Here is a 12,566-nt window from a genome sequence, read left to right as displayed (position 1 = left end):
GTTCAGGCTCCCTTTTTCAGGCCGGCGTATTGCGGCATGGTGATGCACGCGACGTTGCCGCCGCCAAGGAGAATTTCCCGGGAGTTTTCGATGCCGACGATTTTGTGCTGCGGGAACAGTTCGGCCAGCGTCGCCAGCGCCACTTGATCGTTGCGATCACCAAACAGCGGCACCACGATCGAGCTGTTGCCGGCGTAGTAGTTGATGTACGACGCGCAGATTTTCGTGCCGGCCTGACGGGTGTGGGTGCTGTCCTGCTGATCGAGGCCTTCGGCTTCCTCGGCCGTCCACTCGAGCACGTCCGGTTGCGGCAATTTGTGCACGATCAGCTCACGACCACGGCTGTCGCGGGTGCTGCGCAGGATGTCGTAGGCTTCCTGATAGATTTCCCACTGCGGATCGTCACGGTTGTCGGTCCATTGCAGCACCACTTCGCCGGGACGCACGAAACAGGCGAGGTCGTCGACATGGCCGTCGGTTTCGTCGAACTTGCAGCCGCGTGGCAGCCAGATCACTTGCTCGGCACCGAGGTAATCGGTCAGACGCCGGGTCACTTCGTCCTTGCCCAGATGCTGGTTGCGATTGCGGTTGAGCAGGCATTGTTCGGTGGTGAGAATGCTGCCCTGGCCGTCGCTTTGGATACCGCCGAGTTCAGCAATCAATGGTGCGCGGTAGCGGTCGAAACGCTCGATCTCGAGGATCTTGCTGGCGATCTGATCGTCCTTGTCCCACGGGTAATACAGCCCGCCGTCGAGGCCACCGTAGGCGTTGAATTCGAAGTCGACGCCACGCACTTCACCGCTCTGGTCGTTAACCACAAAACACGGGCCACTGTCGCGGAACCAGGTGTCGTTGCAGGTCATCTCGACCACGCGCACTTGCGGCGGCAACTGCCGACGCGCCGTGGCGAATTGCGCGGCCGATGCGCAGACGGTGACCGGTTCACTTTGGGAGATGGCGGTGACGATCTGCACCCAGACTTTCTGCGCAGGCTTTGCGCCGTTGCGCCAGACATCGGTGCGCTCCGGCCAGCCGAGCCAGCAGCCGGACTTGGCTTCGAATTCGCCGGGTAGACGGAAGCCGTCGTGTTTGGGGGTGGAGTCGAGCAAGCGTGCCATGGTCAAACCTCGTCTTCGCGATAGGAATGGAATGACCACAGGCTAAGGGCGCAGGCCATGCGCCCGCCAACGATGATTATTGCGGAACAGTTGAATTCAACTCATCAATCGGCCAGTTGATCGTTGAACCATTCGAGCATCTGCGCCACCGCCGGACGCTCCAGCCGCAGCCGTTCACAGACCAGCGCGTATTGGCCAAGGGCGGTCATGCTCGAGGCGAAGGGCCGCACCAGCCGGCCACTTTGCAGATCTTCCTGCGCGGTGAGGTTGTCGCCCATGGCCACGCCCTGCCCTTGCGCCGCCGCTTCCAGCGCCAGACCGGCGTGGGCGAAATACAACTGACGCTGCGGGCGCAGATCACCGGCGTGGCTGGTCAGCCAAGCGGTCCAGGTCTTGCCGTCCTGATCGTCGTGCAGCAGGCAGTGGCGAACCAGATCTTTGGGTGTTTTCAAGGTGCCTTGGTTGAACAGGCCGGGGCTGCATACCGGGAAGAACTGCAGGGCTGGCAGCGGCCGCACGAAGTAGGCGCTGCTGTCCACCGGGCCGGTGCCGTAGGTGATGGCCAGATCAATGTCTTCGCCGGGGCCCGTGGCGTCGATCGGTTGTTCGTAGAGGTGCAAGGTGATGTGCGGGTAGCGTGCATAGAAATCGGTGAGGCGGCTCATCAACCATTTCTGCGCGAGTTCGGCGGTGACGGCCAGCCTGAGCACGGCTAGCGAGGATGGATCGCGCAATTCATCGCAGGCCTCGCCGATCAGTTCGAAGGCCTGTTGCAGGCTTTGCATCAGGCGGCCGGCGGCGATTGTCGGGCGGATTTGTCGGCCTTCGCGGATGAACAGCGAGACGCCGAGTTGTTCTTCGAGCTGGCGGATCTGATGGCTGACGGCGCTGTCGGTGACACAGAGTTCGGCGGCTGCCCGGCCGAAATGCGCGTGGCGGGCGGCGCATTCGAAGGTGCGCAGGGCGGCCAGTGAGGGGAGTCGTCGCATGTGGGGGGGTCCATTTTTTTGGGTCATGCTGACTGGGCTGTGGGTCTGCGTCCAGCCCTGTTGCCCTCACCCCAGCCCTCTCCCAGAGGTAGAGGGAGCCGACCGAGGTGTCTGGCGTCATCCATCGACCTGAAAGACTGAGTCGATTATGGATTCAGAAGTAAACTCTCACGTCGGCGTACCTCTTCAATATCCCGCGGTCAGTCCCCTCTCCCTCGGGGAGAGGGTTAGGGTGAGGGGCTTTTGACTGTATCGCACTGTATACCTCGAAGCCGCAGACACACCAAAAGCACAATCCGCCACCCCGCCGACACATCCCCGATACACCCCGACGCTGAAATACCCCGGTCGATTCAACTTGCCCAATCCACCGGAGACGCATCATGACCACCACCCTTTCCACCGCCGTCAAAGGCCTGCACCTGAACCTCGATCGCGCCGGCACCTGGCTCGCCCCTCTGACCCTGCGCCTGTTCATCGCCTGGGAATTCTTCGAGTCGGGGCTGGAGAAATTCAACGGGCAGAACTGGTTCGAAGACATTCAGGACCGATTCCCCTTCCCGTTCGACCATCTGCCGGCAACGCTGAACTGGGAACTGTCGATGTGGGCCGAGCTGATTTGCGCCCTGGCGATCCTGGTCGGTGTCGGCACACGAATCTCGGCGATCTCGCTGATCGTGGTCACCGTCGTCGCCACCGCCGCGGTGCACTGGCCCGCCGACTGGTCGTCGCTGAGCGAGCTGGCACAGGGTTATGCGATCACCAACAAAGGCTTTGGCAACTTCAAGCTGCCGGCGATTTACCTCGCGGCGCTGATCCCGCTGGTGTTCGCCGGCGCTGGCAAGTTGAGCATCGATGCGTGGCTGGCGCGGGTGTTCTGGCACCGCCATGCTCGCTGAAGCTCAATGCGCTCGATCGAGCCCCACCAGCAACGCGCTGTCGCGACTGTAGATGTCCGGCGAATAGCGCACATGGCCAGCGCTATCGACCTGCGCGGTCCAGTAGGTCATCAGGATCGCGACCGGCGCCGACAAGCGGAATTCATGAGTCGTACCCGTGGCGAGCAAGGTGTCGGTACGGTCTTTTTCCGCAGGGGTCAGCAGCAGATCGCGCAGCTGCATCGGGTGCTCGACGCGCACGCAACCGGAGCTGAAGGCGCGTGGACCTTTTTCGAACAGCGCCTTGCTCGGCGTGTCGTGCAGGTACACCGAGAACGGGTTGGGGAAGCGGATGACCATTTGTCCCAACGGATTACGCGGCCCGGCATCCTGACGCAGCATGATGTTGCCGGGGTTGTCCCAATCGATATCCGCTGCCGCCAGCGGCTGACCGTTGGCGTCGAGCACTTGCAGGTTCTGCCGGCTGAGGAAGGTCTGGTCCTTGCGGATTGCCGGCAGCTTGTCTTCCTTCCAGATGGTTGGCGGCACGGTCCAGGTCGGGTTCAGGGTCAGGCGCGTGACTCGCGATTTGAGCAGCGGCGTCTGCCGTTCGGCACGGCCGACCTGAGTGCGCGTTTGCCACACCGGAACACCGCCCTGATACAGCGTCAGCTCGGCAGCGGCGACGTTGACCAACAGGCCATTGGGTTCCATGTCCTGGGCCATCCAGCGGAAACGTTCAAGGTTGACCCGCAGTTGTTCACGGCGGGTCAGCGGACTGATGTTGAGTTCGGCAATCGTCCCCGGCCCGACCACTCCGTCGGCCTGCAAGGAATGATTGGCCTGAAAACTCTTCACCGCATCGACCAGCACGCCGTCATAAGCGTTGCCGGGCGTGCCAATGACGTGGGTCAGGTAACCTTCGCTGTACAGACGCTGAGCCAGTTCCGGCACGCGTTGGTCTTCCATGTCCGGGCGCAGCAGCGGCCCGCTGCCCACCGACTGCCATTGCGGCAAGGCTTTGAGCCGTTGCGCCGCGTAGAGCTGACGCAGATCCTGATATTGCGCCAGACGCGGCCGCGCCAGATCGAACGCAGCGGGAATGTCATGCATGCCCGGTACGGCGATGGCCAACAATTCCGCCTGACGGTCGCGCGGGGTGGCGTCGGCATGCCACAGCGGTTCGAAGTGTGATTGCAGCAGGCGACCGTAGTGCAAATCCTGCAGGGCCTGAAGATAGTTGCGACTGATGTCGATGTCGGCACACAACTCGCCATCCTGCGGCGCCGTGGTCGCGATCGGATAGCGTTTTGGATTGAGGCCATCATCGGCCAACAACTGCAATTGCGCCTGCAACATCGGCAATCGCGCAGATTCACTCGCCCACACCGGCATCCAGTCCTGCTGCTGGTAGAAGGCTTGCAGTTGCGTCAGCGCCGGGCCGTTGAGCTGTGCAGCAATCGCCGGGCATGACTGCGCCAGACTGATCAACACAGCTTGCAACGGACTTTGCGGCTCGACCGGCATCTCGGCTGGTGGCGTCGGCAATGTCTCCAGCGGCGGCAGCGGCTCATCGGCACAAGCGACAAACGGCGCAGCGAGCAAACAAATGCTCAAGTAGCATGCGTACTTTTTGAACAACTGCTTTACTCCAATCCATGGCCGTCCAGATGATGGCCAACCTTACATCAGGTGCGCTTGAGAGTCAGGCTCGATCGACGGGCTTGCGGGTATTGACTGGGAGTCAGGAGCCAAAGTGCCAAATAAGTAGCAAGTGAGGACACTTTATAAAATGTTGACGTTTTTGCGCCGACTTCTGCTGACTGCCACCGCTATCGTCGTGACCAGTCCAGTTTTTGCCGCCGGCAAACCATCGCCGGTTCTCTACACCAGCCTCGCGCACGCCGCGCCAGAACTCAATCCCCAAGCGCTGAAAGGTGCTTTGAACGCCATGCAATGCGCGGTCAACAACGGCGCGAAACCGTCCCGCCATCTGGCGATCATCGACTATTCGCAACCGTCCACCGAACGCCGACTGTGGATTTTCGACCTCAGTAAAAAGAGGTTGGTGCTGCGCGATCTGGTCGCCCACGGTTCCAATTCCGGGGAAAACTTCGCCACGCAGTTTTCCAATGTCGAAGGCAGTTACCAGTCCAGCCTCGGCCTGTTCCGCACGCAGGAAAGCTACAGCGGCACCCACGGTTATTCGCTGCGCATGGACGGTCTGGAGCCGGGCTTCAATGACATGGCTCGTGATCGTGCGATCGTCATTCATGCGGCCAGTTATGTGAATCCGCTGTGGAGCAAGAAACAGGGGCGCATCGGCCGCAGCCAGGGTTGCCCGGCGGTTCGACCACAGATTGCCAAGCAGGTGATCGACCGGTTGAAGAATGGCCAGTTCATGTTTTCCTGGTACCCGGATCAGCGCTGGTTGAGGTCTTCGCCGTACCTGAACTGCCAGCCGCAGCAGGTGGCGAGCATTCTCAATACCCACGCGAGCTAAAGATTTCACCTGCACCGCAACTCCCTGTGGGAGCGAGCTTGCTCGCGAAGAGGCCGGCACATTCAACATTGATGTCGCCTGAGCTGACGCTTTCGCGAGCAAGCTCGCTCCCACAGGAGATCGTGTTGAATTCGCAAAATACGCGCACCCCGTTTCATTACAACTTTGTCATTCAGCTGTCGGTTTGCCGTGCGGATCGCTCGGTAGCCTGAAGTTGTCCCGGCGCCAATGCCGATCAACTGTGACCACTGAGTGACTGACCATGAAAACCCTCCTGCTCGCTTTCACCGCCCTCCTCGCCACCGGCAGCGTGTTCGCCGCGAACATGCCCGACACCGCCGTGATTCATGACAAATCCGGCTTCTACGTCAATCTGGATGTCGACAAAGTCCTGTCCAGCACCGATATTTCACAAGCGTGTGGCGTGGTCCCGGCGCAATTGAATTACCTCGACCATCAGGGCCGCGAGCATGTGCTGAACTATGACGTACAAGGCAGCGGCTGCATCAATGACCATTGAGACTGATCGATGAATATTCTGGTTGTCGAAGACGAACCCAAGGCCGGTAATTACCTGCTCAACGGTTTGCAGGAACTGGGTTACAGCGTCAGCCTCGCCCGCGACGGCGCCGACGGGCTGCACCTGGCGCTGGAACACAGCTTCGACGTGATTGTGCTCGATGTGATGATGCCCAGGATGGATGGCTGGGAAGTCCTGCGCCGGTTGCGCAAGGAAGCTGACACGCCGGTGCTGTTCCTCACCGCCCGCGATGACATCGCTGACCGCGTCAAAGGCCTCGAACTGGGTGCCGACGATTACCTGATCAAGCCGTTTTCCTTCGCCGAACTGGTGGCGCGCCTGCGCACCCTGACCCGACGCGGGCCGATCCATGAAGACGAACAACTGCAAGTCGCCGACCTGCAGATTGACGTGCTGAAACGCCGCGTGAGCCGCGCCGGTGTGCGCATCACCTTGACCAACAAGGAGTTCGCGTTACTGCAATTGTTCGCCAGCCATACCGGGCAAGTGCTGGCCCGTTCGCTGATTGCTTCGCGGGTCTGGGACATGAATTTCGACAGCGACACCAATGTGGTCGATGTCGCCGTGCGCCGCTTGCGGGCGAAGATCGATGATCCGTTCCAGCTCAAGCTGATCCACAGCGTGCGCGGCATCGGCTACCGCTTCGATACGCAGCCATGAGTGCCCATCGTCCGCATTCGCTGACCCTGCGTCTGGCGCTGGTGTTCGCCCTGCTCGCCTTCGCCTCACTGGCTGGTCTCGGGGCCGCGCTGTACAACGAACTGGAGGAGCAACTGATCCGCCGCGATGACACTGCGCTGGTCAGCCGCGTCGATCAGTTGCGCAGCTTCCTCAACGACAGCAACACCCTGGAGCTGATCAAGAACAAACCGGCGCTGTTCCAGAACATGCTCGGCAACCGCGAAGCGCTGTTGACCATCGGCACGCCGGGGCAACCGCCGCTGCTGGTAGTCAACCCGGGCAATCTGAACACACCGACGTTGCCGGCGGTGCCCATCGATCAGGCGATGACTCTGAAAGACGTGCAGCATCTGCCGAGCGTCGACGGTGTGCCGTTTTCGGCGGTGGCGGCGAGTATCGATTCCGGCGAACTGGGCAATCTGCAGGTCACCACCGGGCGCCTGATGAGCGAGCGCACGGCGATGCTCGCCAATTACCGCTTGAGTGTTTATGGCCTCGCCTCGCTGGCGGCGCTGTTGCTGGCGGTGGTCGGTTGTCTGCTGGTGTATCGCGGTCTGCTGCCGTTGCGACGACTGGCGAAACACGCCCACGGCATCGGTGTCGGCAACCTTGGTGAACGCCTTGCCAGCAGCGGTGCGCCGCGCGAATTACAGCCGATGATTGAAGCGTTCAATGCCATGCTCGACCGCCTCGCCAAGGGCTTTGCACAGTTGAGTCAGGTGTCCACCGACATGGCCCACGAGTTGCGCACGCCGATCAACAATCTGCTTGGCGAAACCCAGGTCGCGCTGCAGCAGAACCGCAGCATTGAGGCCTATCAACAATTGCTCGCCTCCAACGTCGAAGAACTGGAGCGCCTGACGCGGATGCTCGACAACATGCTGTTTCTGGCGCGCACCGATCCGGCCAGTGCCTTGAGTCAGCGCCAGGAGCTGGATGCGGCGGATGAGATGCAGCGCATTGCCGATTATTTTGAAGGGCTGGCGGCGGATGTCGGCGTGTGCATCGAGGCACGCGGCAGCGGCGTGATCTGGGCTGAACCGATGTTGTTAAGACGCGCGCTGGCCAACCTGTGCGCCAACGCAATCAAGTACGGTGCGGCGGATTCGAAGGTGCAGGTGGAAGCGATTGCCGAGCCGGACGGCAGTTATCTGCGGGTGCGCAACCAAGGCGCGACCATTGCCCCTGAACATCTGGCGCGACTGTTCGAACGCTTCTACCGCGTTGATCAGTCCCGCGAGCGTTCGGCGCAATCCAATGGTCTGGGCCTGTCGATTGTCGCGACCATCATGCAATTGCATCAGGGCCGCTATAGCGTCAGCAGTGCCGATGGCATCACCTGCTTCGAACTGTTTTTCCCCGCCCGGCAACCAACATAAATCGCCAACACACCACAACCCCTGTGGGAGCGAGCTTGCTCGCGAAAGCGGTGTGTCAGTCACCGGAGATGCTGGCATTGCCGGCCTCTTCGCGAGCAAGCTCGCTCCCACATTTGATCTCGGTTCGGCCGAAGATCTACTGATCAACCCGATCCCCTGTGGGAGCGAGCCTGCTCGCGAAAGCGGTGTATCAGTCACCGGAGATATTGGCTGTGCCGGCCTCTTCGCGAGCAGGCTCGCTCCCACCGTTGAACTGCGCTCGGCTTGTGATCAAAGCCATAGCCATCAATGCCACCGCGACGCCAAAAGTGATGTGCAAGCCGCTGGCAATCGATGTTGCCGGCGCCTGCGTCGGATCGCCCGCCGCCAGCGCAAACACTGCACCCATCACAGCCGCCCCGGTGATCAACCCCAGATTACGTGCCAATCCAAGCATCGCCGAAACCACACCGCGTTGCTCCTGACGAACTCCGGCCATCAACCCGGTGTTGTTCGCCGCCTGAAACAGCGCATAGCCGACGGCGACCACTGCAATCGGCAACAGATACCCAGGCAGCCCCAGACTCATTGGCAACAGCGCCAACAAAGCGCAGCCGCAAGCCATGGAGAACAAAGCTCCCGGCACGATCCGTCGCGCACCGAAGCGATCCACCAGACGCCCCGCCGGTACACCGCCAAACGCAGACAACAACGGTCCGATCGATAACGCCAGGCCAACCACGGCACTGCTGAGGCCTAACCCACGGCTCAGGTAAAACGGACCGACCACCAGCGTGGTCATCATCACGGTGGTCACCAACAACGTCAGCGCCAGGCTACTGCTCAATCGCCGGTCAGCGAACAGTGACAAACGAATCAGCGGCGCCTTGGCCTTCTTCTCGATCATGACGAACAACCCCGCGCCGCACAGGCTGGCCAACAGCAACGGCACGGTGAAACCTTCAAGGGTCATTGCCAGCGCATAAGCCGCCAGCGTCAACACCAGCACCACGCTGCCAGAATAATCGAACGCGACTCGCGGCCCGGCGGCCCGATCCGCCGGCAAATAGCGGTACACCAGCCACGCATTGAGCAAGCCCAACGGCACGTTGAGCAGAAAAATCGCCTGCCAGCCAACATGCGTCATCAACAGCCCGCCCAGCGACGGCCCAAGACTGGTGCCCGTCGCCGACATCGTCGCCAGCAAGCCCATCGCACTGCCCGCCCGCGCCTTGGGCACCGCATCGGCCACCAGCGCCACCGTCAAGGCGAACATGATCGCCGCGCCAACACCTTGCACCGCCCGTGCGCCGATCAGCCAACCGAGTCCCGGTGCCATTGCGCAGGCCAACGAGGCGCTGGTGAAAATGCCAATCCCGATCAACAGCAATCGCCGCCGTCCAAAACCATCGCCCAGACGCCCGACACTGACAATCAATGTGGTGATCGCCAGCAGGTAAGCCAGCACGATCCATTGCACCTGTTGAAACGTCGCATCAAATGCCGTCGCCAATATCGGCAAACCCGCGTTGGCGATGCTGGTGTCCAGTGACGGCATCAACATCGACAAGGCCAGACTGGTCAGCGCCCAGCGGGCGGGAGTGCTCAGGGGTTCTCGGGGCATGGCAGGCTCGCAGTGCAAAAGTGATCTGCCATAGCGTGAGCCTCGACAAAACACGGCGCAAGACGCATGCTTTGCACTCAATACCTGCACGGAACGCCATGTCATGACCGCACCGGATCTGAACCTGCTGATCACCCTCGACGTCTTGCTGCGCGAGGGCAGCGTCGCCCGTGCCGCCAAATGTCTGCGGCTGAGCCCGTCGGCCATGAGTCGCGCCCTCGCCCGTTTGCGCGAAACCACAGGTGATCCGTTGCTGGTGCGCGCAGGTCGTGGCCTGGTGCCGACGCCGCGCGCGCTGGAATTGCGCGAACGGGTCAGTCACCTGGTGCAGGACGCCGAGGCGGTTTTACGACCTGCCGAAGTGCTTGATCCCGGCCGCTTGCAACGCACCTTCACCCTGCGCAACACCGACGGCTTTGTCGAAACCTTTGCCGCCGCCCTGCTCGCGCGCATCGCCGAAGAAGCGCCCGGCGTGCGCCTGCGCTTTGTGCAGAAAGCCGATAAGGACAGCACGCCGCTACGCGAAGGCCGCGTCGATCTGGAAACCGGCGTGGTCGATGACAGCACCGACCCGACGCTGCACAGCCGTATCCTGTTTCAGGATCAGTGGATTGGTGTGGTGCGTGAAGGGCATCCGTTGAGCGCGGGGAAAGTCACGAGCAAACGCTTCGCTGGTGGCCAGCACATTCTGATCTCACGACGCGGGCGCAGCAGCGGCCCGGTGGATGAAGCGTTACTTGCGCTCGGCCTGACGCGGGACATCGTCACCTCGTTCGGTGGATTCTCGGCGGCACTGACGCTGGTGCGCGAATCAGAGCTGATCGCCACTGTCCCGCAGCGTCATACCAGCAAACTACGCACGGGCCTGCACAGTTTCGCCCTGCCCTTCACGATGCCGGACATCAGCGTGTCGATGCTCTGGCACCCGCGCATGGACGCCGACCCGGCGCATCGGTGGTTGCGCGATTGTGTGCGGCAGGTCTGCGCTTAACGCGCGTCGCCACCGGCCGGTTTGTAGAAAAGGAATTTCCCGGTTTCGGCAGTCTTGCGGTACTCCTTGGCCCAGCTCGGATGCACGTTGCGGTCGTGGAAATACAGCGCGCCGTTGGTGCGATCCTTGAGTTGGCGGTTCAGCGCTTTGCGGGCAATATCCTTGGCCAGCGTGTATTCGGCATCTTCCTTGACCTGATCCGGTTTGCCGTCGCACCACCAGGAAAACTGGCAGCTCCTGGTTTCCGAACCTTGTTTGACGACAGCACACACCGTGTCGGGAAAGCCTTCGTGACCGAGGCGATTCATCACCACACTGGCCACCGCTTCCATTTCCGGCGTGTCCTTGCCTTTGGCTTCCCAGTAGATACTGCGCGCCAGACAAGTGATCGGATCGTCCAGCGGCGCCGCGCCGGCGGGGTCGACCGCTTGCACTTCGGTCGGGGTGATGGCTTCAGCTTTCGGTGCCGGTGCGGCGCTGACCTTGTCCGCCGCTTTCTCTTCCAGCACTTGGGCTTTTTCTTCAGCCTTCGCTTTGATCGGGGCCTGATCGGTGGCCCATGCAGAGCCTGCCAACAGGGTGAATACGAGACAACCCGCCCAGCCTTTCAATCCCATGTGTGTTCTTCCGGCAGCGCCCGATGCGGGCAAGGTGTTACGTCGGGGAGACACCCGGTTTGCGGGGTCTTCGGTGAGTGTAGACGGCAAATCCATCGGCAAAGTTGCGCAGAAAACCGGCCGAATGAAGAAAAAAGACATTGCACTCACCGGGGTCGTTTCGCGCATCATGGGCGCATTCAGCTCCAGGGAGATTTCCATGCGCTTCATGCCATCCGTTTTGCGTCTTGCCGCGTTGTCCGTGGGCATTGTGTTTGCCATCCCGGCGCTGGCCGGCGATGAATCGCAATTGATCGAGTCGATCAACAGCTACCGCAGCCAGCCGCAGCGTTGCGGCAGTCAGGCGTCGAATGAACTGCCACCGCTGTCAGCTGATCCACGGCTGAGATTACGCGCCACCGGTGCTGTCGATCTGCAGCAAGCCATGGCCAGCGCCAGCTACCCGATGGTCAATGTGCAGGCGATCACCCTCAACGGCCCGCGCGATGCGGCGTCGGCGATGCAGGCGATTCAGGAGAGTTTCTGTCAGGTAGTGCTTGATCCGCAGTTTGTCGATGTCGGTGTCAGCCGCGATGACCGTGACTGGCGCATCGTGCTGGCGCGGCCACTGCTGTCGGCCAAGTTGGGCGATGCGCAAAGTGAGGGGCAGAAATTGCTCAGTGAACTCAACGCCGCTCGCAGCCAGGCGCGTCAGTGTGGTGGTCAGGCTTTCGCCGCTGCCGCACCCTTGGCCTGGAATGCAACACTGGGCACGATCGCCCAGGATCACAGCCGCGACATGGCCAACAACAATTACTTCGACCACAAGGACCGCGACGGCCGCACCCCGGGCGATCGCGCGGAACTCGCCGGTTACAGCGGCCAACAGGTCGGCGAAAACATCGCCGCCGGGCAAGACACCGTGCACAAAGTCGTCGAAGGCTGGCTCGCCAGCCCCGGCCACTGCGCCAACCTGATGAACCCGCAATATCAGGAACTCGGCGCCGCCTACGCGACCGACCCGAAAAGCAGTGCCGGCATCTACTGGACCGCGATGTTCGGCGCTCAGTAAGCCACTCTCAAGTTCATCACCCTCCCCTGTGGGAGCGAGCTTGCTCGCGAAGAGGCCAGTACATTCAACATCAACGTTGTCTGACCTGACGCCTTCGCGAGCAAGCTCGCTCCCACAGTGATCGGTGCAATCCCCGTCATTCTCGGCCAACATAGCTCCCTCAGTGCTAAGCGGTGTATCCATGATCTGTGATACTCAAAAATCGGGTCATCGAT

12 protein-coding genes are annotated in these 12,566 nt (G+C 61.5%); 7 read left to right on the top strand and 5 right to left on the bottom strand.

Features of this window, described 5'->3' with window-relative positions; translation table 11 throughout:
* Positions 1-2: 2 nt before the first annotated feature.
* Positions 3-1,118, bottom strand: a complete 1,116-nt coding sequence (gene aguA, locus HUW52_RS14215) for an agmatine deiminase (RefSeq protein ID WP_016985536.1) — start codon at positions 1,116-1,118, stop codon at positions 3-5.
* A 104-nt stretch (positions 1,119-1,222) separates the two neighbouring features.
* On the bottom strand, positions 1,223-2,107 hold the full coding sequence (locus HUW52_RS14210) for a LysR substrate-binding domain-containing protein (protein ID WP_175553999.1): 885 nt from the start codon (positions 2,105-2,107) through the stop codon (positions 1,223-1,225).
* A 383-nt stretch (positions 2,108-2,490) separates the two neighbouring features.
* Between HUW52_RS14210 and HUW52_RS14205 the strand changes: the two genes are divergently transcribed.
* The gene (locus tag HUW52_RS14205) at positions 2,491-3,006 is read left to right on the top strand and encodes a DoxX family protein (protein WP_175553998.1); all 516 of its coding nucleotides are present in this window, start codon (positions 2,491-2,493) and stop codon (positions 3,004-3,006) included.
* A gap of 3 nt (positions 3,007-3,009) precedes the next feature.
* Here HUW52_RS14205 and HUW52_RS14200 read toward each other — a convergent pair whose 3' ends face one another.
* Positions 3,010-4,626, bottom strand: coding sequence for a murein L,D-transpeptidase (locus HUW52_RS14200; protein WP_175553997.1), 1,617 nt, complete (start codon positions 4,624-4,626; stop codon positions 3,010-3,012).
* Positions 4,627-4,777: 151 nt separating this feature from the next.
* Between HUW52_RS14200 and HUW52_RS14195 the strand changes: the two genes are divergently transcribed.
* The 4 genes from HUW52_RS14195 to HUW52_RS14180 all read left to right on the top strand — a co-directional run bounded on the left by HUW52_RS14195 (position 4,778) and on the right by HUW52_RS14180 (position 8,089).
* The gene (locus HUW52_RS14195) at positions 4,778-5,488 is read left to right on the top strand and encodes a murein L,D-transpeptidase catalytic domain family protein (RefSeq protein ID WP_175553996.1); all 711 of its coding nucleotides are present in this window, start codon (positions 4,778-4,780) and stop codon (positions 5,486-5,488) included.
* A 262-nt stretch (positions 5,489-5,750) separates the two neighbouring features.
* Entirely contained in the window at positions 5,751-6,008 is a 258-nt protein-coding gene (locus HUW52_RS14190) for a DUF2790 domain-containing protein (protein WP_077572323.1), read from the top strand.
* Positions 6,009-6,017: 9 nt separating this feature from the next.
* Positions 6,018-6,689, top strand: coding sequence for a heavy metal response regulator transcription factor (locus HUW52_RS14185; protein WP_064119333.1), 672 nt, complete (start codon positions 6,018-6,020; stop codon positions 6,687-6,689).
* Positions 6,686-8,089 carry a heavy metal sensor histidine kinase gene (locus HUW52_RS14180; RefSeq protein ID WP_175553995.1) on the top strand — a complete coding sequence of 468 codons (1,404 nt, stop codon included), beginning with the start codon at positions 6,686-6,688 and terminating at the stop codon, positions 8,087-8,089. Before HUW52_RS14185 ends, HUW52_RS14180 begins: the two co-directional genes overlap by 4 nt.
* Positions 8,090-8,279: 190 nt before the next feature.
* Here the strand turns inward: HUW52_RS14180 and HUW52_RS14175 are convergent, their stop codons facing one another.
* The gene (locus HUW52_RS14175; protein WP_175553994.1) at positions 8,280-9,692 is read right to left on the bottom strand and encodes an MFS transporter; all 1,413 of its coding nucleotides are present in this window, start codon (positions 9,690-9,692) and stop codon (positions 8,280-8,282) included.
* Positions 9,693-9,795: 103 nt separating this feature from the next.
* On the opposite strand from HUW52_RS14175, the gene HUW52_RS14170 reads away from it, so the two are divergent.
* Complete coding sequence (locus tag HUW52_RS14170; RefSeq protein ID WP_016985267.1) at positions 9,796-10,683, top strand: LysR family transcriptional regulator; 888 nt, start codon at positions 9,796-9,798, stop codon at positions 10,681-10,683.
* On the opposite strand, the gene HUW52_RS14165 is transcribed toward HUW52_RS14170, so the two are convergent.
* Complete coding sequence (locus HUW52_RS14165; RefSeq protein ID WP_016985266.1) at positions 10,680-11,300, bottom strand: cell wall hydrolase; 621 nt, start codon at positions 11,298-11,300, stop codon at positions 10,680-10,682. The two genes, HUW52_RS14170 and HUW52_RS14165, sit on opposite strands and share 4 nt — an antisense overlap.
* Positions 11,301-11,499: 199 nt before the next feature.
* Here HUW52_RS14165 and HUW52_RS14160 point away from each other — a divergent pair, with 199 nt between their 5' ends.
* Positions 11,500-12,351 carry a CAP domain-containing protein gene (locus HUW52_RS14160; RefSeq protein ID WP_175555681.1) on the top strand — a complete coding sequence of 284 codons (852 nt, stop codon included), beginning with the start codon at positions 11,500-11,502 and terminating at the stop codon, positions 12,349-12,351.
* The last annotated feature ends 215 nt before the right edge of the window (positions 12,352-12,566 follow it).

It is taken from the genome of Pseudomonas sp. 43A (assembly GCF_013363935.1).
Classification (GTDB): Bacteria; Pseudomonadota; Gammaproteobacteria; order Pseudomonadales; family Pseudomonadaceae; genus Aquipseudomonas; species Aquipseudomonas crudilactis.
This window is presented reverse-complemented; position numbering and strand designations above follow the sequence as displayed.

Bases quoted from the DNA above. Each gene is read 5' to 3' on its own strand.
- aguA (WP_016985536.1), bottom strand. From the start codon at position 1,118: ATGGCACGCTTGCTCGACTCCACCCCCAAACACGACGGCTTCCGTCTA.
- HUW52_RS14210 (WP_175553999.1), bottom strand. From the start codon at position 2,107: ATGCGACGACTCCCCTCACTGGCCGCCCTGCGCACCTTCGAATGCGCC.
- HUW52_RS14205 (WP_175553998.1), top strand. From the start codon at position 2,491: ATGACCACCACCCTTTCCACCGCCGTCAAAGGCCTGCACCTGAACCTC.
- HUW52_RS14195 (WP_175553996.1), top strand. From the start codon at position 4,778: ATGTTGACGTTTTTGCGCCGACTTCTGCTGACTGCCACCGCTATCGTC.
- HUW52_RS14190 (WP_077572323.1), top strand. From the start codon at position 5,751: ATGAAAACCCTCCTGCTCGCTTTCACCGCCCTCCTCGCCACCGGCAGC.
- HUW52_RS14185 (WP_064119333.1), top strand. From the start codon at position 6,018: ATGAATATTCTGGTTGTCGAAGACGAACCCAAGGCCGGTAATTACCTG.
- HUW52_RS14180 (WP_175553995.1), top strand. From the start codon at position 6,686: ATGAGTGCCCATCGTCCGCATTCGCTGACCCTGCGTCTGGCGCTGGTG.
- HUW52_RS14175 (WP_175553994.1), bottom strand. From the start codon at position 9,692: ATGCCCCGAGAACCCCTGAGCACTCCCGCCCGCTGGGCGCTGACCAGT.
- HUW52_RS14170 (WP_016985267.1), top strand. From the start codon at position 9,796: ATGACCGCACCGGATCTGAACCTGCTGATCACCCTCGACGTCTTGCTG.
- HUW52_RS14165 (WP_016985266.1), bottom strand. From the start codon at position 11,300: ATGGGATTGAAAGGCTGGGCGGGTTGTCTCGTATTCACCCTGTTGGCA.
- HUW52_RS14160 (WP_175555681.1), top strand. From the start codon at position 11,500: ATGCGCTTCATGCCATCCGTTTTGCGTCTTGCCGCGTTGTCCGTGGGC.